The 24,505-nt window shown below is 46.4% G+C and carries 20 protein-coding genes; 10 read left to right on the plus strand and 10 right to left on the minus strand.

What is annotated here, in order from left to right; genetic code table 11:
• Nucleotides 1-141: 141 nt before the first annotated feature.
• The 5 genes from QUA42_RS18255 to psbN form a co-directional block, all read right to left on the minus strand.
• Nucleotides 142-741, minus strand: a complete 600-nt coding sequence (locus QUA42_RS18255) for a class II aldolase/adducin family protein (RefSeq protein ID WP_333138872.1) — start codon at nt 739-741, stop codon at nt 142-144.
• An 865-nt stretch (nt 742-1,606) separates the two neighbouring features.
• Nucleotides 1,607-2,602: a hypothetical protein gene (locus QUA42_RS18260; RefSeq protein WP_333138875.1), complete on the minus strand. Its 996-nt coding sequence runs from the start codon at nt 2,600-2,602 to the stop codon at nt 1,607-1,609.
• A gap of 561 nt (nt 2,603-3,163) precedes the next feature.
• The gene (locus QUA42_RS18265) at nt 3,164-4,075 is read right to left on the minus strand and encodes an MBL fold metallo-hydrolase (protein ID WP_333138877.1); all 912 of its coding nucleotides are present in this window, start codon (nt 4,073-4,075) and stop codon (nt 3,164-3,166) included.
• Between the two features lies 1 nt (nt 4,076).
• Complete coding sequence (aroC, locus tag QUA42_RS18270; RefSeq protein ID WP_333138879.1) at nt 4,077-5,177, minus strand: chorismate synthase; 1,101 nt, start codon at nt 5,175-5,177, stop codon at nt 4,077-4,079.
• Nucleotides 5,178-5,423: 246 nt separating this feature from the next.
• Entirely contained in the window at nt 5,424-5,555 is a 132-nt protein-coding gene (gene psbN, locus QUA42_RS18275) for a photosystem II reaction center protein PsbN (protein ID WP_006633693.1), read from the minus strand.
• 213 nt (nt 5,556-5,768) lie between these two features.
• Here psbN and psbH point away from each other — a divergent pair, with 213 nt between their 5' ends.
• The 4 genes from psbH (at nt 5,769) to QUA42_RS18295 (ending at nt 7,310) form a co-directional block, all read left to right on the plus strand.
• Nucleotides 5,769-5,972, plus strand: coding sequence for a photosystem II reaction center phosphoprotein PsbH (gene psbH / locus QUA42_RS18280; protein WP_015176007.1), 204 nt, complete (start codon nt 5,769-5,771; stop codon nt 5,970-5,972).
• A 151-nt stretch (nt 5,973-6,123) separates the two neighbouring features.
• Nucleotides 6,124-6,384, plus strand: a complete 261-nt coding sequence (locus QUA42_RS18285) for a TatA/E family twin arginine-targeting protein translocase (RefSeq protein ID WP_172189683.1) — start codon at nt 6,124-6,126, stop codon at nt 6,382-6,384.
• Nucleotides 6,385-7,047, plus strand: a complete 663-nt coding sequence (gene pth / locus QUA42_RS18290) for an aminoacyl-tRNA hydrolase (RefSeq protein WP_015176009.1) — start codon at nt 6,385-6,387, stop codon at nt 7,045-7,047.
• A complete protein-coding gene (locus tag QUA42_RS18295) occupies nt 7,044-7,310 on the plus strand; it encodes a DUF3146 family protein (RefSeq protein ID WP_333138881.1) in 267 nt (88 codons plus the stop codon). The genes pth and QUA42_RS18295 overlap by 4 nt, the downstream gene beginning before the upstream one ends.
• A gap of 81 nt (nt 7,311-7,391) precedes the next feature.
• On the opposite strand, the gene QUA42_RS18300 is transcribed toward QUA42_RS18295, so the two are convergent.
• Nucleotides 7,392-7,766, minus strand: a complete 375-nt coding sequence (locus tag QUA42_RS18300; RefSeq protein ID WP_333138883.1) for an S-layer protein — start codon at nt 7,764-7,766, stop codon at nt 7,392-7,394.
• Nucleotides 7,767-7,847: 81 nt separating this feature from the next.
• Nucleotides 7,848-8,678, minus strand: coding sequence for a type II CAAX endopeptidase family protein (locus QUA42_RS18305; protein WP_333138885.1), 831 nt, complete (start codon nt 8,676-8,678; stop codon nt 7,848-7,850).
• 252 nt (nt 8,679-8,930) lie between these two features.
• On the opposite strand from QUA42_RS18305, the gene QUA42_RS18310 reads away from it, so the two are divergent.
• From QUA42_RS18310 to QUA42_RS18320, 3 genes are all read left to right on the plus strand, one after another.
• The gene (locus tag QUA42_RS18310; RefSeq protein WP_333138887.1) at nt 8,931-11,051 is read left to right on the plus strand and encodes a hypothetical protein; all 2,121 of its coding nucleotides are present in this window, start codon (nt 8,931-8,933) and stop codon (nt 11,049-11,051) included.
• 183 nt (nt 11,052-11,234) lie between these two features.
• Nucleotides 11,235-11,645, plus strand: coding sequence for a hypothetical protein (locus QUA42_RS18315; protein WP_333138888.1), 411 nt, complete (start codon nt 11,235-11,237; stop codon nt 11,643-11,645).
• 188 nt (nt 11,646-11,833) lie between these two features.
• Entirely contained in the window at nt 11,834-13,303 is a 1,470-nt protein-coding gene (locus QUA42_RS18320; protein WP_333138889.1) for a GTP-binding protein, read from the plus strand.
• A 285-nt stretch (nt 13,304-13,588) separates the two neighbouring features.
• Here the strand turns inward: QUA42_RS18320 and QUA42_RS18325 are convergent, their stop codons facing one another.
• Complete coding sequence (locus QUA42_RS18325; protein WP_333138891.1) at nt 13,589-14,797, minus strand: argininosuccinate synthase; 1,209 nt, start codon at nt 14,795-14,797, stop codon at nt 13,589-13,591.
• A 309-nt stretch (nt 14,798-15,106) separates the two neighbouring features.
• On the opposite strand from QUA42_RS18325, the gene QUA42_RS18330 reads away from it, so the two are divergent.
• The 3 genes from QUA42_RS18330 (at nt 15,107) to argZ (ending at nt 22,275) form a co-directional block, all read left to right on the plus strand.
• On the plus strand, nt 15,107-16,045 hold the full coding sequence (locus QUA42_RS18330) for a glycosyltransferase family A protein (protein WP_333138893.1): 939 nt from the start codon (nt 15,107-15,109) through the stop codon (nt 16,043-16,045).
• A 585-nt stretch (nt 16,046-16,630) separates the two neighbouring features.
• A complete protein-coding gene (locus QUA42_RS18335; protein WP_333138895.1) occupies nt 16,631-19,783 on the plus strand; it encodes a PAS domain-containing protein in 3,153 nt (1,050 codons plus the stop codon).
• Nucleotides 19,784-20,160: 377 nt separating this feature from the next.
• On the plus strand, nt 20,161-22,275 hold the full coding sequence (gene argZ / locus QUA42_RS18340) for a bifunctional arginine dihydrolase/ornithine cyclodeaminase (RefSeq protein WP_333138897.1): 2,115 nt from the start codon (nt 20,161-20,163) through the stop codon (nt 22,273-22,275).
• A 353-nt stretch (nt 22,276-22,628) separates the two neighbouring features.
• Here argZ and QUA42_RS18345 read toward each other — a convergent pair whose 3' ends face one another.
• Complete coding sequence (locus QUA42_RS18345) at nt 22,629-23,774, minus strand: citrate synthase (protein WP_333138899.1); 1,146 nt, start codon at nt 23,772-23,774, stop codon at nt 22,629-22,631.
• A 234-nt stretch (nt 23,775-24,008) separates the two neighbouring features.
• On the minus strand, nt 24,009-24,503 hold the full coding sequence (sixA, locus tag QUA42_RS18350) for a phosphohistidine phosphatase SixA (protein WP_333138911.1): 495 nt from the start codon (nt 24,501-24,503) through the stop codon (nt 24,009-24,011).
• Nucleotides 24,504-24,505 lie beyond the last annotated feature (2 nt).

Consider the following 24,505-nt stretch of genomic DNA (forward strand, 5'->3'; position numbering starts at 1 on the left):
ATGTCAATGGTAAAGCTCAGTCTAACTCAAATCAGCCATCCACGTCATCACCTTAGTTTCTCGCCATAGACACAGGTAAAATCCTAGGTTTTTGGTGAGTAAACCCCGTTTCTTAGCTTTTTCTGCGAATAGTGCAAGATCTCATCTGTAACCAATCACAGCCGAAAGCACTTTACCAGCTTCGTCCACGGTGCTGCCAAAACAGATAATGCCGTCCTCGTGACCGGCCATCGCCAGAATTTGGCGCTCTGCCAAATTCTCCTCCTCAAAAAGTCTAAACATTTCTAAGGCCATCTGGGGAGTGCCGTAAGGTATTTCTTTTCTAGTAGTAGGAATCTTAAACAGCAGTTGCTGCCATAGTTTAGGATTGTGGACATGAATTATCGCGCCCACATCCTGTCTATGAAGATACAGGGCCCCGTGAGTCAGGGACTCCGACGAAGCTTGTACGGGGCCCCGGCAGCCGAGGAAATTTTGTTCTAAGTTAAATTCGGTAACAGTACAGTAGAATTCTGGTCCCAGAGTCCTCAAGTGTGCAGTCTGGGTTCCCGAAATCACGAATTGGCAAGAATTGCCGAGTCTGACGCTGACGTTGCCAAACCCTATGCCATTTTCGTAGACGCCAATTAATCCCCAAGAGTGGAGCCGATCGCGCCAGTCCATCAAATCTGCTATGTTCCGGGCAGCTACAGGGTCTGCTTCTTCCCAGTCACAGCGGTACTTAACGACTCCTTCATCCATCCATTTTTAGTTTGATCAGACACGACTCTGACACGACAGACATTGCCGAAGCTGAGACTTAATTAAAGTTGTCAAGAAGTTGTCAAACAGCTTTTTTTGCCTGCTGCCTTATGTCTCCGTGCATAAGTGCCTTAACTAATCTACATTCCAGTGTCGCCGTAATTAGCGATCGACATTAGTAAAAAGTAAGCTACGAAAGAAGAACCAATTATTCCAAAAATCATGGTTTAGCCTCTAGGTGATTACAAAAGTTCAATATGAAAATGTACGCCTTCAGTCAGGCAGTTTGATTCCAGGCTTTTGCCCTTTCGAGTTTCTGATGTGAAACTACATAACGTCCCTGATCACTTATCTCTCTATACTACAGCATTTCTACTGAGTTGAACTCTACCTTAATAAATATTTAAGGATAAAGTACCCCTTAATCCGGTAACTCCGGTAAAAAGCAACCGTACATTTACTTATTTTTTACGATTATATCTATATTTAAGTAAAAAGCAAGCGGAACACAAAAAATATTTTTTAGCCAGTCTGGGAGGAACGGGCGCAATCTTCGGGTGTTCTACGTTAGTCAACACGTTAATCGAGCAATTTTCAGATCCAGGGCATCCTACAAGCTAAGAAACCGGGTTGAGCGTAATATCATGTCGGGTATAATCACCGCAACGCGAGCTGGCGTTGGCGGGTTGACCCAAATCTGTAGTAGTAGTATAAGTTATAGATCCCGTAAACCCGCGCCTACCTAAAGGGGGATAGTCGATCGACCGAACGAGATATAAGTCCTATTAAGAAAAAAACTAGCCGATCGAGCAGTGATGCCCCGATCGGCTAAAGTCTTCTGTGGAGCGCGATCGCTCGCAGCCCTTTAAATGTGGAAGTGATACAAAATGCTGCCGTCGTCTTTAATTTCGCAATTGGCATTAAAGACTTCAGCTTGTTGGTTCAAAAAACGCTGAGCGACATCCGGCGACAGCCGCGTTTCCATCGCAAACCGCACCAGAGTTATTTCGCCCCGGCCTTCTTTGATCAGTCGGTACAAAGCACTTTGGAGCCTTTCGCTCTCTTCTCGCTGAAAAGCTGCTTTGTATCTCCAATCCGCCACTGAAGGAATCAAACCGCGGCTGACCAAAATCGCCAACAGTAAGCCAATTCCCACAATCAGAGGCACTGTCGGATCGCTCGTGGGCGTCGCCACAATTTGTGGCACTGTAGCGGCGGCCAAACTGCTGACCATTTCTTTTTCCGAAGCTTGCGTATCCGCCATTGCAAGCTGAGTTTTGTTGTAAAAGTCTTGCTGAAGCTTCATTTGCTGCAACAGCCGAGCGCGTTCTCTTTCGTATTGGTCCAGTTTTTGCTGAGCTTGTTTCAGGTCTTGAGTGACTTGTGCCAAGCGTTGGTTGAGCGACTGATTGACTGATTGCCACCGATATCTGTTAATCAGGCGGCTTTTTTCCACCATGCCCTTCATCAACATATCCACCGTTTGGATTGCTTGCTCCTGATCGAGCGAGCGATATCCAACCACAATCTCTAGGGGTTGTTCCGGCTTAGAAATCTTGACACTAGCATTTTGTCGCACTTGCTGGGGCGACAGCTTAACTGCATCTGCCACTGCTTTGACAACATTATCTGCCAGCAGAACCTCTGGGGTGAGTTGCTCTCCCTGCTTGAGAATTGTCGTGCCCGTACTCGAAAATTTGACTGGCGGATTATTAGAAGTGAGAGTGCCTTGAGCCATGAATCCGGGGGGCGGGGCGAGGCGGTAGGCCAGGGCGCCTGAAATGCCCATAATTACAGCAAAACTGCCTAAGGCAATCCATCTGTATTGATGTGCTGAAGATCTAAAACGTAAATTTCCCATTTTGATAGTCAAGTCATAACATTCGCTTGCCGCAGCTCCTGCCAAACCCAAGAACCATCGTTTTTTTCTGGTTAGTCAAATTGACTGCTGAAAATTTTCTCAGTTTCTATCTAAAAGCTATTAGCTTTTGAGACTTGTCAATATTCACGATCCGAAAAAACCGATTGCGCTTTTATTTGATCCGAGCTATAACTTCAGTTTTTGTCCTTAATAATTAATCTGTAACAAGGCTTCTGGAAGTCTACTGGCATCAGACTAGCACTCAGGCGTGCGATCGCCTCGCCTCCCCGTGTTTGTTGACATTCAAAACAGTCTCCTTTTCACCCTTGGCAATTCTCCAATTATCTTACGTCTTGGCGTCTTGCGGACGCGGTTGAAGAATAAAAAAAACCTTAAATACTCGACCTAAAAACTTAACAAGCAAGAATTATACCATGCAGTTAAGAGTTTGCTGCGTATTAAAAAAAATTGTGGAGCTGGTCTCGCTCCCAGATCCACATATTCACATAACAATTATGGTTCGATCGGTTGATGGTTCGATCGATCGTCAGAGGCGAAAGTTCAGAAGCCGATCGGCAAAATAAGACCCTCGCGGGCCATGACAGCCTTCGGAAAAGCGATTTGCACGTCTTCGGCGATGCGATCGAGAAAATCGTCTGTGTGAGCCGGATCGTGGTGAAAAATCACCACTCGTTTCACCCGCGCTTCCTTAGCCATTCTCACCGCTTCCTGCCAAGTCGAGTGTCCCCAACCCACCTTCGGAGACTTGGGGTTGTGATATTCCTCGTCTGTGTACATCGCATCGTAAATCAGCACATCAGCGTCGAGGGCTAAATTGTAGACATTCTCATCTAGCCGATCGGGAAAATGTTCAGTATCCGAACAATAAACAACAGATCGTCCCTGCCAAGTCACCCGATAGCCCATAGCAGTATTCGGGTGATTCAGAGAACCCGTCCTAATCTCAATATCGTCCAGCATCATCGTCTGGTTGTGATGGAGTTCGTAGAAATTCAAATCTGCCTGCAAACCCATCAGCGGCACCGGCGAATTCGAGTGCAGGACCCGTTCGACAAAGTGCCTTTTCATGCAATCTCCATCCGGCGGAGTCGCCCCGTAAATATCAAAGCTATTGCCGCGGATGAAAGCTGGGGCGAACAGCGGGAAACCTTGAATGTGATCCCAGTGATAGTGAGTAAAAAACATATAAGCTTGCACGGGCATTTCTTGCACCAACTGGTCTCCCAGCATCCGCAAGCCTGTTCCGCCGTCAAAAATCAAGCGTTTGCCAGCGACTCGCATTTCCAAACAAGAAGTATTGCCGCCGTAGCGAACAGTTTCCTGTCCGGGTGTCGGAACACTGCCCCGTACGCCCCAAAACTGTACTACAAAATCATCTATACCTTTTATTGATTCGGAGGGTTGAGGGCAATCAAGGGGAGTTGCCGCTACAGAGGACAAGCTGATTTCCATTTTAAAATTCAGGCTTTAAGGTTCCACATTGTCCGTGATGGCGCAGCAGATGGTCGCACAACACTAAAGCTACCATCGCTTCCACCATTGGCACAGCTCTTGGCAAAACGCAAGGGTCGTGCCGTCCCTTGGCAGCCAGCAGCGTTTCTTCGCCTTCTCGGGTAACGGTGCGCTGCTGCTGGCGAATTGTTGCAGTTGGTTTGAATGCCGCCCGCAAAATGATATTTTCGCCGTTAGCAATGCCACCCTGAATTCCGCCAGAGCGATTCGTCACTGTACGAATTACACCCTTATCATCAGTATAGTATTCATCATTATGTTCGCTGCCCTTGAGCAGAGTCCCGGCAAACCCTGAACCAATTTCAAAGCCTTTGCTGGCGGGCAAGGACATGATGGCTTTTGCCAAGTCGGCTTCGAGTTTGTCGAATACGGGCATTCCCAGTCCTTTGGGTACATTGCGGGCGACGCATTCGACTACACCGCCGATCGAATCTCCACTGTCGCGAACTTTTTCGATGAGTTCAATCATTCTTTCGGCACATTCGGCATCTGGACAGCGGACGATGTTGCTTTCTACTTGTTCTAAGGTAACAGTGCCTGGGTCGGCGACACATTCTAAGTCTTTGATGCGTTTGACGTAGCCGACTATTTCGACTCCTGCTGCTTGTTTGAGAATTTTTTTAGCAATTGCCCCTGCTGCTACTCTACCTATTGTCTCTCTCGCGGACGATCGACCTCCGCCTTGCCAGTTACGAATTCCGTACTTAGCATCGTAGGTAGCATCAGCGTGGGAAGGGCGGTAAGTTGTCGCCATTTCGCCGTAATCTTGGGGGCGAGTGTCTTGATTGCGGACTAAAATTGCGATCGGCGTTCCCAAAGTTTTTCCTTCAAACACCCCCGACAGAATTTCGCAGGTATCTGCTTCTTTGCGAGGTGTGGTAATTTTGCTTTGGCCGGGGCGGCGGCGATCGAGTTCGGCTTGAATTTCCGATGCGTCGATCGACACTAGGGGCGGGCAACCGTCAATTACTACTCCGACACCGCCGCCGTGAGATTCGCCAAATGTCGAGATCCGAAATAAATGCCCAAAGGTATTGCCCATTATGCTTTGCCCTGAAACTTAATAATTTTTAGCTTAAATGGAATAGAGATTTACTGTATTTCTGAAAAATATACCATTGACGAGTAGGCGACAGGCGATCGCCCCACAGAATCACTCCCTTCCCACCCCTAGAAGAATATCTACCAGGGAGAGAGAGGGAGAGACAGAGAATAGGAGATATCTGGAAACACACTTAAATTCATCCGTGTATCCGTGTCCGAATCCGTGTTGTGTCTTCCTTCTTCTTTAGTCTTCGTGTTCTTCAAAAGGATCTCTCAATTCCTTAGAGGGGGGACCGAAAGCGGTGTAGATCGAGAAACCGGTGATTGCCACCAGACACACGCCCAGTGAAATGCCTAGAACTGCTGCGGGTTCCATATTTTTGATAGATGATGAGTGCTCCACTCTATAATATTACAAAAAATAACAATCCGTCTGAAAGTCTAGTGATTTTAGGCGCAATACGGTATGACCGCCAACCCCCACTCCGCCTTCTCCCAGTCCCCCATGTGGCATTTCTGAGAAATTGCGATCGCAATTAGCGGTGAAAATATGTCAAACTTCTCTGTAGAGATTCATTGTAGGTGACTTATGGCACAACGGACTTGGTTAGGAGATATACTCAAACCCCTTAACTCAGAGTACGGCAAGGTCGCTCCGGGTTGGGGCACCACGCTGTTGATGAGCGTTTTCATTGGACTGTTTTTCGTGTTCTTGTTGATTATTTTGCAAATCTACAACTCTTCTCTGATTCTGGAGAGTGTGGATATGGATTGGTCGAGCCTAGGCCGCTAAAAATTGATCACAAAACAGTAAGGCTAAAAGTAAAAGCTGAGGGTTGAGGAGAAAGGGCAAAAGCTAAGTTTTCCCGTTTTTCCTTACCCTTTCCGATTACTTTTGCCATAAATAAACAAGAAGTAACTAAACAAATTGCTGGAGAAAAACCATGAATATTTTTGGCATTGGTTTGCCCGAAATGGCCGTTATTTTTACGATCGCCCTATTGGTATTCGGTCCGAAAAAATTACCCGAAATCGGCCGGAGTATGGGCAAGGCAATTCGGGGATTTCAAGATGCTTCGCGGGATTTTGAGTCGGAGTTCACACGGGAAGCCAAGCAGTTAGAAGAAGCAGTAGCAACTAGCAGCAAACCGGAAACTGAAAAACTCGCGGCGGCTACTCCCAAGGAAGATAGCACAGACAGTTAAATGAACAACACTCAGAAGTCGGAAACACCAGCGGAGTTAGTGATTCCCCAGCTAATTGTTGGGTTAGGCAATCCCGAACCTAAATACGATCGCACCCGACACAACATAGGCTTTAATGCTGTCGATGCCTTGGCTAAATCTTGGCAGATTTCGCTGTCGGAAAATCGCAAATTTCAAGGCATATTTGGCGAGGGAAATCGGCCGCGGGGACAGAAAATCCGCTTGTTGAAACCGCTTACTTACATGAATCTCTCCGGTCAAGCAATTCGGGCAGCGACGGATTGGTACAAAATACCTGCAGAGTCGGTATTAATAGTATACGATGATATGGATTTGCCGATCGGGAAATTGAGAATGCGGCTTGCCGGTTCTGCCGGCGGACACAACGGCATGAAATCGACAATTTCTCATTTGGGCACAGACAAATTTCCCCGCTTGCGGATTGGCATCGGCAAACCTCAAAACGATGCTGCTAAAAATGAGAAAGATACGATTTCCTTCGTGTTAGGAAAGTTTTCCTCAGAGGAAAGTCAGTTAGTAGAAAAAGTGCTTAAACTGGTTGTAGAAGCTGTGGAACTAAGTCTGCACCAAGGAGTAGAAAAAGCCATGAGCCTTTACAATAGTCGCACAATTGCAGAAACAAACGCGGAAACAAAAAGGTGAGTTCGAGACGTTTGCCTGAAACAACTGCATATGTCCGGGTTACTGGCCAATCTTGGCAAAAAGGCACGATTGAGGGTGAAGTAAGTGCCGGCAATTTTGAGTGGCAGTTTCAGTGGCGTTTCACGTCAGAAAAAACACTGATACTTGAGCCTTCTCAGGGTAGGGCATTGATTCAGGAACCGCTGCACCGCTTTCTGGAAAAATGGGATTATCAATTAGAACCAGGTGGGGATTATTCGTTTACGGTTCGGGCCCAGTTTTAAAATATTGGTAATAGGAAATGCGGAAAAGGTAATCGGGAATAAAAACTTCGTCTAGTAGAATCTCCCGATTCCAGTAATTCTTTAGTTAATCAGGGGAAATTGCTGTAATGGGGAATTGGGAAACGGTAATCGGGAAGGGAAACTTTCTTTAATAGAATCTCCCGATTCCCGTAATTCTTTAATTAAAGCAGGTGGCGTCGCTTCTCGGTAAGGGCCGCAATAATACATTGTCAAAACAGCTTTGTAAGCCCAGTGATTGGAAGGTACATCGGTAAAAGGATTTGGCAGGGTTTCAGCCCGATTCTGCACGCAAGCATTGAGAATTTGTTCTCGCGTTTGCTGCACTTGAACTAAATAATTATTTGGCTTGACTTGTGCGGTATTTTGTGCGTTTGCCGGAGCTAACAAACCTGTATAAATTAATAGTGTAGCAGTGCCAAAGATGCTGAGTTTCATAAGTTTATAAATTTCTGAATTAGTTGGGTGGTAGTGAGGACTTTAGTCCTAAAACTTGTTAGAAATAAGGACTCTTGGTCCTTAATACAAACCTTTGGAATGTTCAGACATTTTTCGCATTCCCAAGGCCAAGACACTCAAAAACAACAGCCCCACTGCGCCAGCTAGCGGATTGCCGTTAACTCCTGTCACCCAGTCAGGAACCGATGCCGAATATCGCACTAACTGCCCGATGTTAATTATGTAATATCCCCAGACTAAACCTGCATGAAGCCCGATCGACAAACCGAGGCGATTTTGGCGCGATCTTTTTCCCCAAACCAGAATCAAACCCAGCAACAACAACCCCGGAAACTGTGGCCAACTCCCCAGCATTGCCCCTACAGGTTTGATAAAATGAGATAGGGCAAACACCAGGCTATTCGCCCACAGAGATATTTTATAATTGTAATCCCGCTGCAACTCGTCCAGCAACCAGCCACGGAATACCAACTCCTCCGCAAAACCGACTCCAAGGGCGCTTAACAGCCCTTCTGCGATGATTCTAGGCAAATTATCATAATTTTGCCACGCGACTAAGCCGAACAGCCCTTGCACCGCAAATAAGCTGAAAGTGAGCAAAAGCCCGATCGCCAATCCAATTAAAAGCTCAAAACCGTTTTTTCGCGTATTGATTAACCCGTAACTTTTGAGTAATTGGGTTTGTCCGTAAACCTGTTTTCCCCAGCGCGGCACTAGGAACAGAAACTCAGCAAACAGCAATCCCATTGTGAGAATAGTTGCGAGGTTACTATCTTTAACTAACAAGTAAATTGGTACTGCTAACGGCAACCAGATTGAGAGCAAAATTAACAGAAAAATTGCGATGCGTAAAAGAAATGGATACGTGGCTATTTTGCTCCGGGTAGTCATTGCTTACAAGTTATTCGCTGAGAAATTTTAATTTTTAGTAAAAATAAACATAACACGGGCCGGGCGCATCAGTGAAACGGTCAACTTGCTGTGGCTATAGCTCCTTGCCTTACCGACAGCATCGAGGAGACGAACCCCCGAGGGCACTACTTTTGGTGTAGCACAAATAAGCGTCACTAGAAAAAGCGACTGTAAACTCGCCAACACTGCCACTTATATATGGAGTATCAGAATATGGAAGGATAAATCAAAATGTCACAGCAAGATCCTACAAGTATCGATTTAACCAGTAGTGACTTTTCTTTTGGAGAAATGTCAGTCGATGACATCGCTGCGATCGCAGCAATAGAGGCTGGAATTAGCGATCCAACGCATCCAATCCAGGGCGAAACTGCACCAATACCTAGCATCCCACCGTTACCGATCGCACCTATCCCATTTCCGACGCCAATTCCCATCCCCAAACGGCCGGTCAGTGGGCGCTACCGCGGTACATTAGGCAGCTTTCAACTCGAACTGCGGGTTGACGTAGACCGCACTCGACCGATGAAGCGGTTAAGCGGCGACTTTTTCCAAATCAGCGGCGGTACGACCACCTATTTTGGCTCCTTTATCGTCGATGCGCCGACGATAACGGTAACTGCTTCTCAAGTCGTCATCAAGGGTCTCGGAAGCTTTAGCTTTGCCGCCGGATCTCCGGTGGTGCAGGTAACAATTGCACGAAAGGTCATCTTCCAGCCGCAGGCGCCAGCAACGGTGCAATTTTTCACAAATGGCGGAGTAGCCGGAGCAACTTACACTTGTGTCTTCGAGTCTATCTATTTCCGAAGTCTGCGGCTCGAAACAGACCGGGTTTCCGATGTTGTCACTCCCGCATTCAGCAGCTACAACACCGGATCGCTGCCGTCGGGGGGGCCAGCGCGCAACCTCAGCGTCGTCAGTTCCTATGCAGAAGCTGGGATCGAGATGATCCCAACAGCAGGGAACAACGTTATCAATATCGATGAAGCTGGTGCGGGTGCTAAATGGAGCAACTCCGAACTGCACGCTTCGATGCAAAAACACTTCACCTTGTGGCAGGATTTGCCGCAGTGGGCTGTTTGGCAGGTAGTTGCTCAACTTCACGACAACGGCCCTGGACTCTACGGCATCATGTTTGACCAGCAAGGGAAGCAGCGGCAAGGTTGCGCCGTATTTCATCAAGGTATTGGCGGGGAAACTGCCGAAAAATTGCGATTGCAGCTCTATACCTACGTTCACGAGCTGGGACATAGTTTTAACTTACTTCACTCGTGGCAAAAGTCCTTGGCGACGCCCCCTGGTACGAATCGCCCCTTGGCGCTGTCTTGGATGAACTATCCCTTTAATTACCCAGCACCAGGTGGCGAGGCCACCTACTGGAGCCAGTTTGCGTTTCAGTTCGACAATGAGGAGGTAATCCATCTCCGCCATGCGTTCCGCAACAATATTATCGTGGGTGGAAACAACTTTACAGTCGGCTCTGGTCTGGGGCAGGAAGTGATGGCCGATCCCATTCGCGATGAGTCGGGACTGACTTTCAGGATCTCTACCAACCAAAAGAGCTTCGCGCTGGGTGAGCCTGTGGTACTGCAATTAATGCTGGGAACGACGACTGCGGGCGGGCGCCGGGTGCATACTTGGTTGCATCCGAATTACGGCTTGGTCAAAATCGTGATTCGCAAGCCTAGTGGCGCGGTTGTTGTTTATGAACCGCTAATCGATCATTTAGTTGGTCAGCAAGAAAGTACGATCGCCCGCGATGATGTGATTCCTGAAAGCGCGTATATCGGCTATGGCAAAGATGGACTCTATTTCGATCTACCCGGAAATTACCAGGTACGGGCGGTCTATGGGGCTATGGACGGTTCGCAGGTATTCTCCGATATCCTGACTATTCGAGTTCGCTATCCTGTGACGCCAATTGAGGAAGAACTGGCCGCTCTGTTTATGGGCGACGAACAGGGTACTTTGTTCTATTTGCTGGGTTCGGATGATGAGTCTTTGCAAAGTGGTAACGATGCTTTTGAGGAAGTTCTGGCGAAGTATCCGAAACAGCCAATGGCAAACTATGTTCGGATGGTGCAGGGTATCAACGCTAGCCGTGAGTTTAAAACGATCACGGACGATCGTGAAAACCGGCTGATTGTACGCCCTCCGAACTTGAATGAAAGCGCTAAGTTGCTGACAGCAGTTGCAGATTCCAATATTCTCGACCCTGTTTCGGCACAGATGTCCCTTTCCTGTTTAGCCGAGGTTCAGGCTAAAATCGGAGATGAGGATGCGGTCAACAAAACCTTGAGCAAAATCTCAGCAATGGAAGTCAAGACAATGCGATATGCAGACAAAAAGTAAGCCTTAAATTGCTGCATTACTCTCAAGATTGCTTTACCATTTCTAGTAGACGCACAAACACTATTTGTAGGGTGGGAAGTGCCCACCTTACCACTACAAATAGTGTTTTCAACTCATCGCCTAAGTCTTGAATTTGTACAAAACACTACCGACAAAAACCTCACTGTATTAAGGATAAGTCTGTTGTTTGTTCGAGCCTTAATAATTCTGTTAGCAATTTTGGCGATCGGGTTTACCTGCGTACCCGATCGTCCCCAAGCCGATTTTTTAAACCCTTACCATTACCAAGCGAGTACCAATATGCGTTTATCCATCAAACTTCGCGACGGTTTCAGCAATAGTACGGTCATTATAGAAGTCAACGGACAGCAAGTCTATCGCAAGTCAGGCGTGACTACAGATTTGACGATTTCCTTCGCGGATGCGGTGGAAGTTCCTGTTGAAGAATCCACCGTTAAATTGAAGGTGACGGTGGAGGGTGGCGAGACGCAAACCAAGGAAATTCGAGTGCAAGAGACTCCTTTTGTTGATGTCTGGATTCTTAACGGCAAAATGGAGTTGCAAGCATCCAAGGAAGAAATGCCGATGCTTTAGCAATTTAGCAATTCCTCGATTCTACATCAGATTAAACATTGACATTGTGAGGTTATTTCCTAATTTTGCAATCCTGATTTTTTGAAGCTGGGAACTGGTGCGGGCTGTACGCAGCAGGCAGAAACAGCTAGAATGGTATCGTATCAATTGCAAATTTAGGTAAAACAAGCTTAACAAGCCAGGTGACAATGACGGAAGCCTCCGATTTTTCCAATGTCGATCAAGAATTAGATGACACAATTTTAAGCTTCGCAGACATTCAGGCAGAACTCAACCTGCGCCACGCTAAAGATGCTCTGCGAGATATAGTAGAAAATCTCGACTTGACAGTTCAAGAGCGAACTGGACTAGAACCAGAAATTGGCGGGTTGGAGAAAATGCTCGACAAGCTAGAGCGCGCTTGCGTGCAAATAGCTGTGTTTGGGATGGTGGGAAGGGGAAAATCTTCGGTTTTGAACGCGCTTTTGGGTCAAAATGTGTTTGAAACTGGCCCGACTCACGGCGTGACTCGCACTACGACTATCGGGCAGTGGGATGTCGGAGAGGGTATTGATGAGAATTTACCGGATGGCTTACACCCCGCTACGCTACGACTTTCGCCAGTTATTTACCGTTTGTCGCAAGTTGAATTAATCGATACTCCGGGAATAGATGAAGTTGACGGCGAAACTCGCGAACTTTTAGCCCGCCGCGTTGCTCAACAAGCAGATTTGATTTTGTTTGTAGTTGCTGGCGACATTACGAAGGTGGAATACGCAGCACTTTCGCAGTTGCGGGAAGCCGGAAAACCGATGTTATTAGTGTTTAATAAAATTGACCAGTATCCTGATGCAGACAGGCTGGCAATTTATCATAAAATTCGAGATGATCGCGTGAGAGAATTGTTGTCTCCCGATGAAATTGTGATGGCGGCGGCTTCCCCTTTGACGGCGAGGGCGGTGCGCCGTCCCGACGGCAGTATGGGTGTGCAAATGACTCGCAGTTTGCCACAAGTGCAAGATTTAAAATTAAAGATTTTGGAGATTTTAGACCGGGAAGGCAAATCTTTGGTTGCCCTGAATACGATGCTCTGTGCAGGGGATATTAACGAGCAGTTGGTGCAGCGAAAAATGGAAATTCGAGATGACGCGGCTAATCGAATTATCTGGAACGGGGTAATGACTAAAGCTGTGGCGATCGCACTTAATCCAATTACTGTAGTTGATATTCTTAGCGGTGCGGTAATTGATGTGGTGATGATCTTAACTTTATCTAAAGTTTACGGCATTGCGATGACGGAAGCGGGCGCCGTGGAATTGCTGCAAAAGATTGCGATTAGTATGGGCGGGATTACGGCCGGCGAATTGTTGGCTAATTTTGGTTTGAGCTCGTTGAAAGGATTGTTGGGTTTGGCGACGCCAGCGACGGGGGGTTTGGCTTTAGGGCCTTATTTGTCTGTGGCGGTGACGCAAGCTGCGATCGCGGGGGTTTCTTCCTACGGAATTGGTCAAGTTACTAAGGCTTATTTGGCTAATGGTGCTTCTTGGGGAGATGATGGGCCAAAGGCTGTGGTGAGCAAGATTTTGTCTTCTTTGGATGAGGATTCTATTTTAAATCGGATTAAGGAGGAGTTGCGGGCTAAATTGGATTTGGGAAGTGTGGAAAAACAGAAATCTTAGCGATCGGCTGTTTTACGTTGAGCCACCAATCCTGGCGTCGCCCTGCCACAATGCGGCAGGGGTTTAAACCCCTGCTTCAACGCTAAATTTGTCGGAAGACAATTTAACAAATTATTAGGATAACCACCAATTACCAATTACCAATTATTACTGTATCTTACTAACTCAGGACTTAGGCAATTGGCACAGGTTGGGCGATTGCGGCAAATAAGGTGCGCCGTACACACCCTACTCTAATTCCACGAATCGGCGGCTTAACATCAGGTTTTCAACCCTAATTCGCTCCTATTTGTAACCTCTATTTTTCTCCGACCAAATGCGGGTTGGTAGTCCCCAAACATAGACAAATCCTTCGGCAGCTTTGTGATCGAATTCATCCTCTGCGCCGTAGGTTGCTAAGTCGAAACTGTACAGAGAATTGTCAGATTTGCGACCGACAATAGTCGCATTTCCTTTGAACAGTTTGAGCCTCACGGTTCCAGTTACTCGCTTTTGCGTGTCCTGAATAAATGCGTCTAAAGCTGTTTTCAAAGGATTGTACCAAAGACCGTTATAAATCATTTGGCTGTAGGTTTCTTCGATGCCTCGCTTGTACCGCGTCACATCTGCGGTCAGCGTCAAACTTTCTAAGTCTCGGTGCGCGTGCATCAAAACTAAAATCGCTGGTGTTTCGTAAATTTCGCGCGATTTAATCCCGACGAGGCGGTTTTCAATCATGTCAATCCTGCCGACTCCGTGATTTCCAACTATTTCGTTTAGCTGAGAAATTAAGGCGACTGGTGATAACTCTTTGCCGTTTAAACTGACAGGATTTCCGCAATCGAAACCGATTTCTATGTATTCGGGTGTGTCGGGAGTTTGCTCGATCGCCTTTGTCATCAAATATACCTCTTCCGGCGGTTCTGCCCAAGGATCTTCGAGGATACCGGCTTCAATTGCCATTCCCAATAAATTGCGATCGATACTGTAAGGCGAAGACTTTTTTACCGGCGACGGGATGCCACATCTCTCGCCGTATGCGATGGTTTCCTCGCGGCTCATTTTCCACTCCCGCGCTGGTGCTAAGATTTTAATCTTGGGGTTGAGTGCGCCGATCGACACATCGAACCGTACCTGATCGTTTCCCTTACCTGTACAACCGTGGGCGATGGCATCTGCACCGTATTTTTCCGCAGCTTCTACTAACAATTTAGCTATCAGCGGGCGAGCCAGGGCAGTCGAAAGGGGATAACGGTTTTCGTAAAGTGCGTTAGCTTGAATCGCTGGAAACGCATAGTCTTTGACAAATTCTTCGGTAGCATCAATAACTAAAGATTCCGAAGCACCGGATGCTAAAGCTTTTTTGCGGATCGGTTCTAATTCGTCTCCCTGTCCCAAATCCGCAGCCAGAGTAATTACCTCTTCCACACCCCACTCGTTTTTGAGGTAAGGAATGCAGACGGAGGTATCGACTCCGCCGGAATATGCTAGCACAACTTTTTTAGCGCGACTCATTGCTCTTTACATCCTGAATTTAACTGACATCTTGCACCATTTTCACTAAGCTTTTCAGGGCGGGCAAGATAGCCACCCCACAAAAAAATATCATTTTTGGGGAACTGGCCGGAAAGCCTGTTCTTGAGAATGGTGCAAGATATCCGATTTAACCGACTTTTCATTATGCACCTAATTGAGATCGATTCTTGTCAGAAATAGTACAGATTTATATATTCTTTTTTTGATAAACTTGGCTATTTACCGCGGGAGTTGCTGGGGAAAATCTGCTACCGTGGGATACGGTAACTGTGGCGATGGGGAAAAGCGGTGTTTTTTAGTGTTGTAATTCCGACGTATAATCGTAAACCGATTTTGGCAAAATGTCTACTGGCTTTGGAAAATCAGCAGTTCGGTGAGATTGTCAGAGAGTATGAAGTAATAGTCGTGGACGACGGCTCGACGGACGGGACGCTGGAGTGGTTGGTGGCAAATGCTGACTTGTTGCCTCATGTGCGATCGATCTGTCAATCTCACCAAGGCCCGGCGGCGGCTCGGAATTTGGGCGTTGAAGATGCTAAGGGCGATACGATTATTTTTATTGACAGCGATTTGGTGGTAACAGAGCATTTTTTGCAAGCACACGCCGATGCTTTACTACAGGGTTACAAAGATACTGATGCTGTTTTTACTTACGGCAGCGTGATTAATACTTGCAATTTCGACAATCCTACCTCAGAACCTTACAAAATCACCGATTTTTCGGCGGCTTATTTTGCTACGGGAAATGTGGCGATCGCCCGCCACTGGCTGCTGGATGCTGGACTTTTTGACACTCGGTTTCAACTGTACGGATGGGAAGATTTAGAGTTGGGAGTTAGGTTAAAAAAATTAGGTTTGAAACTCATTAAATGTCCGGCTGCTGTCGGTTATCACTGGCATCCCCCTTTTAGTTTAGAGCAAATTCCGGGCATGATTGACCGAGAAATTCAGCGTGGGAGAATGGGAGTTTTGTTTTATCAAAAACACCCAAGTTGGGAAGTACGGATGATGATTCAAATGACTGTTTTGCACCAAATACTGTGGGGAGTTTTATCATTAGGGGGGATGCTTAACGAGCGAACGATGACTCCTTTTTTGCAGTGGTTGATTGACCAAGGCAAGCCCCAGCTAGCTTTAGAAATTGCTCGGATTTTTCTGAATTGGTATAACGTGAAAGCCGTGTACGCCGCTGGTGGGGAATTGCCGACCGAGACAAAGATACCATAAATCAGCCCGAAAGCGCCCATAAAATATAAGATATTGTTGGGGTTTTTCAGTGGCCATGGGTGTCAACTTAAGCTCATAATTAGTAAAGGTATACTGTTTGACTACTGTTTGACAATTATGCCTACACTGCCCTTGCACTGCTTAAGAATGGGGATTTAGGGAATTCAAGACTTGGATACAAACCAAAAAAAACAAGAACTTTAGTCTTAAGTTGACACCCATGTTCTGCCTGTTTTAATTAACCTTTCCAGTGAGGATATCTACTGAAAAAAAACGACACAAAGCCACCAGATAAAGGGAGTCCAAACCGGGTTATAGACTTTGTAAAAAAAAGTTTGACCTTTAATCAAAACTCCTTGCTTAGCCTGTGATTTGAGGCATCTAGGCTGTTTTCTCAGTCGGCTCCGATAATTTGAGCCACCAACATTTTCAAACGAGCATTACTTTTGATACAATGACAGATAATTTAGGAGTGTGCTATAGAGCCAATAGTTGTGCTGGTTTACCTGAGAGTGTTAGCTACAAGCGGTTAATGACTTTAAAAATATTCCCACATATACAACTTGAATAGTTTGAGGGTCTGCTGTGAATACAACTGACAATAAAAATCCAAGACTAGAAACACTTAGACTTCAAAACACTGTCTTACAAGAAAATATTTTAATGGTGGACGACCATCCAGCAAGCTTGCGACTTTTATCCCAGCTTTTGTCTAAGCGAGGATATAAAGTGCGGCCGACACGAGATGGCAAATTGGCTCTTAACTTTGCTCGGTCGAGTCCACCGGATTTGATTTTGCTGGACATTATGATGCCCGGTATGGATGGCTATCAAGTCTGCGAACAGCTAAAAGCTTGTCCGCAAACCAAACATATTCCTGTGATTTTTATTAGCTCTTTAAATGAAGTTTTTGATAAAGTCAAAGCTTTTTCGTTGGGGGGGGCAGACTACATTAGTAAACCGTTTCAAATAGAAGAAGTTGTGGCTCGCGTAGAAAATCAACTGCTGCTCAGTCGGCTTTCTAAAGAACTTTTAGCAAAAAATGCGCTGCTAGAAGCTGAAATAGAAGAACGCAAGCGGATCGAAGCACAACTACGAGAAAGCCAGCACTGGCTGTCGGCAGTAATTAAAACGAATCCTAATCTATTGTACGTTTACGATTTGATAGAAGATAAAAGTCTCTATATAAACCGCGAAATTTATAGCGATATTGGCTACACATTTGAAGAAATACAGGAGATGGCAGCCACATTTATTCCTAAGTTAATACACCCTGACGATATCCCTGCATTCTTAGAACAAAGAAAAAAAATTGAGATAGCAAAAGATGGCGAAAGCTTTGATTTTGAATACCGGATACAGCACAAGAATGGTGAATATCGCTGGTTTTTGAGCCGGGAGAGCGTGTTTTCCCGAACCGCGGATGGCAAACCTTGGAAAATTCTGGGAACTGCTGCTGAAATTAGCGCTCGCAAACAAGCAGAACTCGAACTTAAAACAGCTTTAGCTGCTTTGGAACGGCAAATCAAGCAAAGATTTCTGCTAGAAACAATTACTCTGGAAATTCGCTACAGCTTAAAGCCTGATCAAGTTTTTCAAACAGCGGCCGCCCAAATAGGTCGAATTTTTAATGCCGATTGCTGCTTGATTCACACCTACACAGAACTCGCAATTCCCCGCCTATCTAATGTGGCTGAGTACAGAAAAACCGCATCCCAATCGCTTTTAGATCTACAAATTCCTGTACATGGCAATCCTCACGCTCAATTTACATTATCCCAAGATCAAGCTGTAGTTTCTGATGATGTTTTTGCCGAACCGCTGCTAGAAAATGTCAGAGATTTGTGTTCTCAAATAGGTTTGAAGTCAATGATATCCATCCGCACTTCTTACCAGGGAAAAGCTAACGGAATGATATGTTTGCACCAGTACGATAGCCCCCGCCACTGGACGCAAGATGAGAGCAGATTATTGAAAGCTGTAGCGGCACAAATGGGAATTGCCAGAGCTCAAGCCAATCTTCTCGAACAAGATAAACAACAACGACTTAAACTTCAACAAAGCGAAGCTAGTCTCGCAGCCGCCCAGAAAATTGCTCATATCGGCAGTTGGGAATTTGATTTAGTCACCAATAAAATTACTTGGTCAGAAGAAGTATTCCGCATTTTTGGTCTTGACTCAAGCGCAACTGAACCGAGATCTGCCCAACTGTTAAAGATGTGTCATCCCGACGACAGAGAATTATTTCAACAAACAGTCAGCCTGACTATCTCACAAGGAATTTCTTACAAAAGAGAGTTCCGATTTTTGCATCCTAGCGCTCAAATTATATACGTCGAAGGAAGGGGAGAAGCTGTTTTTAGCGAAAGCGGGGAAGTAATCAAACTGTTGGGAACAGTGATGGATATTAGCGATAGAAAACAAGCAGAAGCAGCTTTGCAAATTAGCGAAGAACGTTTTTATCTGGCATTTGAAGGCAGTGCCATGGGCTTGTGGGATTGGAATCTTGCCACAGGAGAAGTCTATTTTAATCCGCGGTGGAAAATGATGCTGGGGTATGAAGTAGAGGAAATAGTAAATACTTTTGCATCCTGGGAGCAACTGGTACATCCACAGGATTTGTCTCCGGCTAAAGCAGCGCTAAATGCTCACCTGGAAGGCAAAAATCCTACTTACGAAGTGGAATTTAGGATGCTGACCAAATCCGGCGAGTGGAAGTGGATTTTAGCTCAAGCGAAGGTGATGGAACGCGACGCTTCGGGAAATCCTTTGCGGATGACGGGCACGCATATTGATATTAGCGATCGCAAACAAGCCGAAGCAGATTTGCAATTTAGCGAACAGCGAGAACGAGAAAAAGCGCAACAGTTAGAACAAACTCTGGAAGAATTAAAAAAGGCTCAATCTCAGCTCATTCAAGCCGAAAAAATGTCAAGTATCGGGCAAATGGTAGCGGGAGTGGCTCACGAAATTAATAACCCCGTCAACTTCATCTACGGCAATATTATTCCCGCCGCACAGTACGCTCGCGATTTGGTAAAATTGATATATTTATACCAGCAACACTATCCCCAGCCCGTTGTCGAAATTGACGAAGAATTGGCAGACATCGAAGTAGATTTTATCGCTGAGGATTTCCCCAAAATCCTGGCTTCAATGCAAGAAGGTGCTAACCGAATTAAGCAGATAGTGCTGTCGTTGCGAAATTTTTCAAGACTCGACGAAACAGCTCGCAAAGTAATAGACATTCATGAAGGGATAGAGAGCACTTTGGTGATTTTGCAGCACCGATTGCAGTCACAGGTAAAACGTGGGGAAATTCAAGTCATTAAAAATTATGCCAAACTGCCAAAAGTCGAGTGTTATCCGGCTCAATTAAACCAGGTATTTATGAATTTGCTGGTGAATGCGATCGACGCTGTGGAAGAGTCCTCAGCAAACTGTACTTGCAAAGTTAACCAGATTCGCATTGTTACTGAAGTCAGCAGCGAAAATCAAGTGTGTGTGCGGATTTCTGACAGCGGGCCCGGTATCCGTCCCGAAGTTCAGTCAAGGATGTTTGACCCGTTTTTTACTACAAAACCGATCGGCAGCGGCACTGGTTTGGGGTTATCGATTAGTTACCAAATTGTTAAAGACACCCACGGCGGTAAGTTGGAGTGTCATTCAGAAGTTGGTCGAGGAACAGAATTTGCGATCGAACTGCCGATTTCGCAAAAGTTAAAATTTGAAAGTTAGGATAAGCTGTTAAATCATGTGCGGTAAATTAACCATAATTATTGTAGGGGGCGGTTCACCAACCATCTATAATATAAGCCAAAGATGAGCTTAAACCCGCTCCGACCGTAAGAGTTGGGGCAATTCAACGGAGCTCATATTAATCGTCTCTCAGAACCTATTTTAGAGTGCGTCATAACCTGAGATTTTCTCCAGTATTTCTTGCCAACGGTCTGCCATTTAATGTAATCTCATCTTAAACATGATATAATCAAGAGTTAGCCTTTTGAGGCTCCAGAGGTTGGGCTGCTAAAATTAGTAGTGAATATTACAGTTGCTATTATACAAACTCTGTCAACATACGTCTGCTGTAGCGTCTACCACATTTTAACTGAATTATGACTGACTCAATTCGCTTCCTCATGTGTGCTCCCGACCACTACGATGTGGATTACGTGATTAATCCGTGGATGGAAGGAAATGTGCACAAATCATCGCGCGATCGCGCCGTCGAACAGTGGGAAAAACTTTACCACGTCCTCAAAGACAACGCCGTTGTAGACCTCGTACCGCCCGAAAAAGGCTGGCCGGATATGGTTTTCACCGCCAACGCAGGCTTACTTTTAGGCAATACCTTCGTCCTCAGCCGTTTCTATCACAAAGAACGCCAAGGCGAAGAACCCTATTTCAAAGCATGGTTTGAAAGCAAAGGTTTCACCGTGCACGAACTCCCGAAAGACTTGCCGTTTGAGGGCGCTGGTGATGCCTTGCTCGATCGCGAAGGACGCTGGTTGTGGGCAGGATACGGCTTCCGTTCCGAACTCGACTCGCACCCGTTACTAGCAAAATGGCTCAACATTGAAGTGCTTTCGCTGCGTTTAGTTGACGAACGTTTCTATCACCTAGATACCTGTTTTTGTCCTCTGACAGGTGGCTATTTGCTCTACTATCCAGCAGCATTTGACTCCTACTCCAACCGCTTAATCGAAATGCGAGTTGCGCCGGAAAAACGCATTGCTATTGAAGAAGCCGATGCCGCAAATTTTGCCTGTAATGCCGTCAATATTGACAAAGTTGTGGTAATGAACAAGGTTAGCGAAGCCTTAAAATCACGCATTACTAAGGCCGGTTTTCAAGTAATTGAAACGCCGATGACCGAATTTCTGAAAGCGGGCGGCGCCTGTAAGTGTTTGACGCTACGGGTAACGGAACCGGTGCAAGAAGATCGATCGGCAAATGTAATGGTAGAAAGCCGCACAATTCGCATGGAAGGCCACCTGCTCGATGCCGGTTTAATCAGTCGTGCTTTAGACTTAATTATCGAAAACGGCGGCAGTTTCCAAGTGCTCAATTTCAATTTAGGAGAGCAGCGGCAAAGCACATCATCTGCGGACGTTAAAGTTTCGGCTCCTTCCCACGATGTGATGGAAGAAATCATGGGAATGCTGATTGACTTGGGTGCAGTCCCGCCACCACAAGAGATTTGCGACGCTATTTTAGAACCTGTAGTGCAAGATGGTGTCGGTCCAGACGACTTTTATGTGAGTACAATTTATCCCACGGAAGTGCGGGTAAACGGTCAGTGGGTGAAAGCGCAAAATCAGCGGATGGATGGTGCTGTTGCTATTACTGAAACTGCTGATGGCCCAGTGGCTAAATGCAAATTATTGCGCGACTTAAAAGTAGGAGAAAAAGTCGTTGTTGATGTGGTCGGCATCCGCACCATCCGCAAAACAGAATCGCGGGAACAGCGCAATTCTCAAGAATTCAGCTTTATGTCCGGCAGCGTTTCTAGCGAGCGCCGCGTAGAATTGGTGGTGGAACAAGTAGCCTGGGAATTGCGCCAAATTCGCGATCGCGGTGGCAAAGTTGTAGTTACCGCTGGGCCTGTTGTGATCCACACCGGCGGTGGCGAACATTTAGCGCATTTGATTCGCGAAGGTTACGTACAAGCGTTGTTGGGCGGAAATGCGATCGCAGTTCACGACATGGAACAATCGAATATGGGAACTTCTTTAGGGGTTGACATGAAACGCGGTGTTGCTGTGCGCGGTGGACACCGACATCACTTGAAAATAATTAATGCTGTGCGCCGTTACGGCAGTATAGCAAAAGCTGTTGAAGCAGGCCTGGTTACTAACGGTGTGATGTACGAGTGCGTGAAGCATAATATACCGTTTTCTCTTGCCGGTTCGATCCGCGATGACGGGCCACTTCCTGACACGCAAATGGATTTAGTTAAGGCTCAAGAAGAATATACTGAGCTGTTACGAGGTGCGGATATGGTGTTAATGCTGTCGTCTATGCTGCACTCAATTGGTGTGGGAAATATGACGCCGGCTGGTGTGAAGATGGTGTGTGTAGACATTAATCCGGCGGTGGTGACGAAATTGAGCGATCGGGGTTCGATCGAGTCTATTGGAGTTGTTACCGATGTGGGATTGTTCCTAAGTTTGTTAGTTAATCAATTGGATAAATTGACCAGCCGCCATCATGTAACTCAATCTGTTTAGATTTAGCTAGTCTACTCGTTACCAGGCTTTTCCTGGTAACGCAGATGCGGAGGCTCTGCCTCCACTTTTACCTATTTGGTGAATTCGCCCCTAAATCGGCTGCAACTTTGATATTCCAATAAAAAACCTCAGACCCGCAAGCCTGAGGACCGGAGTTCCTGAAAATCGTCACTTCTTACTATTGTCGCCAACAAACAACACAACATACAAGAGGGGTGCAACCCAGCACGGCAGCTTGTGGCAGACAGAGATTGCTTCGTGACTCCGAAGGCGAAAGCAATTTTTAATTCAACACTTCACGAAAGCAAAACAATTCTTCTCGCCATTTTCAGATCTGGCTTGATAATTTTGCTTTAGGATGGGAGTCTGTCCTCGATCGCAATATAAGGGGCACTGTGAGTCCCCGTATATATTTGAGTCGGGCGGTAAATGCGGTTTGCCTCTAGTTGTTCCTTCCAGTGAGCCAGCCAGCCAGCAACGCGGGCGATCGCAAAAACCGGCGTAAACAAGTCGAGCGGAATTCCCATTTTTCGGTAAACCAGACCAGAATAGAAATCTACGTTTGCATAAATTCCTTTGTGACCCAATTTCTCCTCAACCACTTCTTCCAACTTGATAGCAATGTCGTAATAATCGTCGTGGCCGAAGTTCTCAAACAACTGTTCCGCTAACCTCTGAAGAATAGTTGCTCTCGGATCTTTCACCTTGTAAACTCGGTGACCGAAGCCCATGATTTTGTCCTTATTTGCCACGCTCTTCTCGACAAAAGCCCGCACATTTTCTACCGAACCAATTTGCTCCAACATATCAATCACTTCTTCATTAGCTCCCCCGTGCAGTGGCCCTGCCAAAGTGCCAACTGCTGAAGCAATCACTCCGTAAGGGTCTGTCAGCGTCGAAGCTGTTACCATTGCCGAAAATGTAGAGGCATTAATTGTATGTTCAGCGTGGAGAGTCAGACAAGTGTCAAAAATTCTAGCTAACAGGGGATCGGGTTCTTGCTCGTTGAGCATATAAAGAAAGTTAGCCGAGTAGTCCAAGTCATCCCTCGGCCGCACCGGGTCATTTCCCCGTCGCATTTGCTGGAACGCTGCTACCATTGTGGGAATCTTCGCTAGCAGACGCACTACAGCTTCCCTAATGTATGCTGGGTTAGCCAGAGCTCTGCGGGAGTAGAACAAGCCCAGGGCGGCCGCTGAAGCTTGCAGGGCGTCCATGGGATGTCCTCTTTCTGGAAAGCATTTCATCATGTCGCGGATGCGATATTTGATCCGGCGGTGATAGCGAATTTCATGCTCGAAAGCTTCTAGTTCTTCCTTTGTCGGAAGTACACCCCAGATCAATAAATATGAAGTTTCAAGAAAGGAACTTTTCAATGCCAGTTCCTCGATGCTAATCCCGCGATATTCCAGCAACCCTTTTTGTCCATCGACGTAGCTAATGCTGGACAAGGTGGCGGGAACACCTTCTAAACCTGGTTTGAATTCGCCGACGACCATTGCGATACCGTTTTGTGTGAGTTCAATCTACATAAAAGTACATTACCAGAAACCAAGATAGTGTCGCAGTCTTGACAAATAATCATTTAATTGCGCTTGGGAAACCGAGTTTTTCAACAGACAGGCCGATCGCACCGCTGCATATTGTCGCCCCTCAAACCCGGTTTCTCCGTCCCAGAATGCGGTTTTAAGAGGGCTGGCGCGTCCTGTTAATGTCGGGGCGGTTCGCTGTTTCTAGTGCAGCAAAAACTTGGGCGCAGTTAGCCAAAACATTTGGCTGCGGCCCACTGGGGAGCCTGTTTCAGGGAGGATTAACCCGATGATGCCTGCTTTTTTGAGAATCAGGGCATCTTGCGATCGAGCCCAAAGCAAAGTTTCTGCCCAGTGGCCTAAGTCTGGTTGGTGACCCACCAGGGCCAAGCTGCGGCTACCTATTTCCTGCCACTGTTTGTACCACTCCAGCCAGTTTCCGATGTCTCCTGAAGGTGCAAGGGTGGCGGATTCTTCTATTTGGGAACTCAAACCGACTGTTTGCAGGATTTGGGCGGTTTGCTGCGCCCGCAGTAGGGAACTGGTGAGAATCAGGTCAAACTGAATTTCGAGTTCGTACAGCCGCTGGGCGATTTTCCGGGTTTTACGATCGCCCTCCTTAGTCAGCGGGCGTTCTAAATCTGTATCATATTTTTCGGGGTCGGCTGCGATGCCGTGACGGATCAAATATAAATGCACTG

The sequence above is a fragment of the Microcoleus sp. Pol11C2 genome (genome assembly GCF_036701505.1).
GTDB lineage: Bacteria > Cyanobacteriota > Cyanobacteriia > Cyanobacteriales > Microcoleaceae > Microcoleus.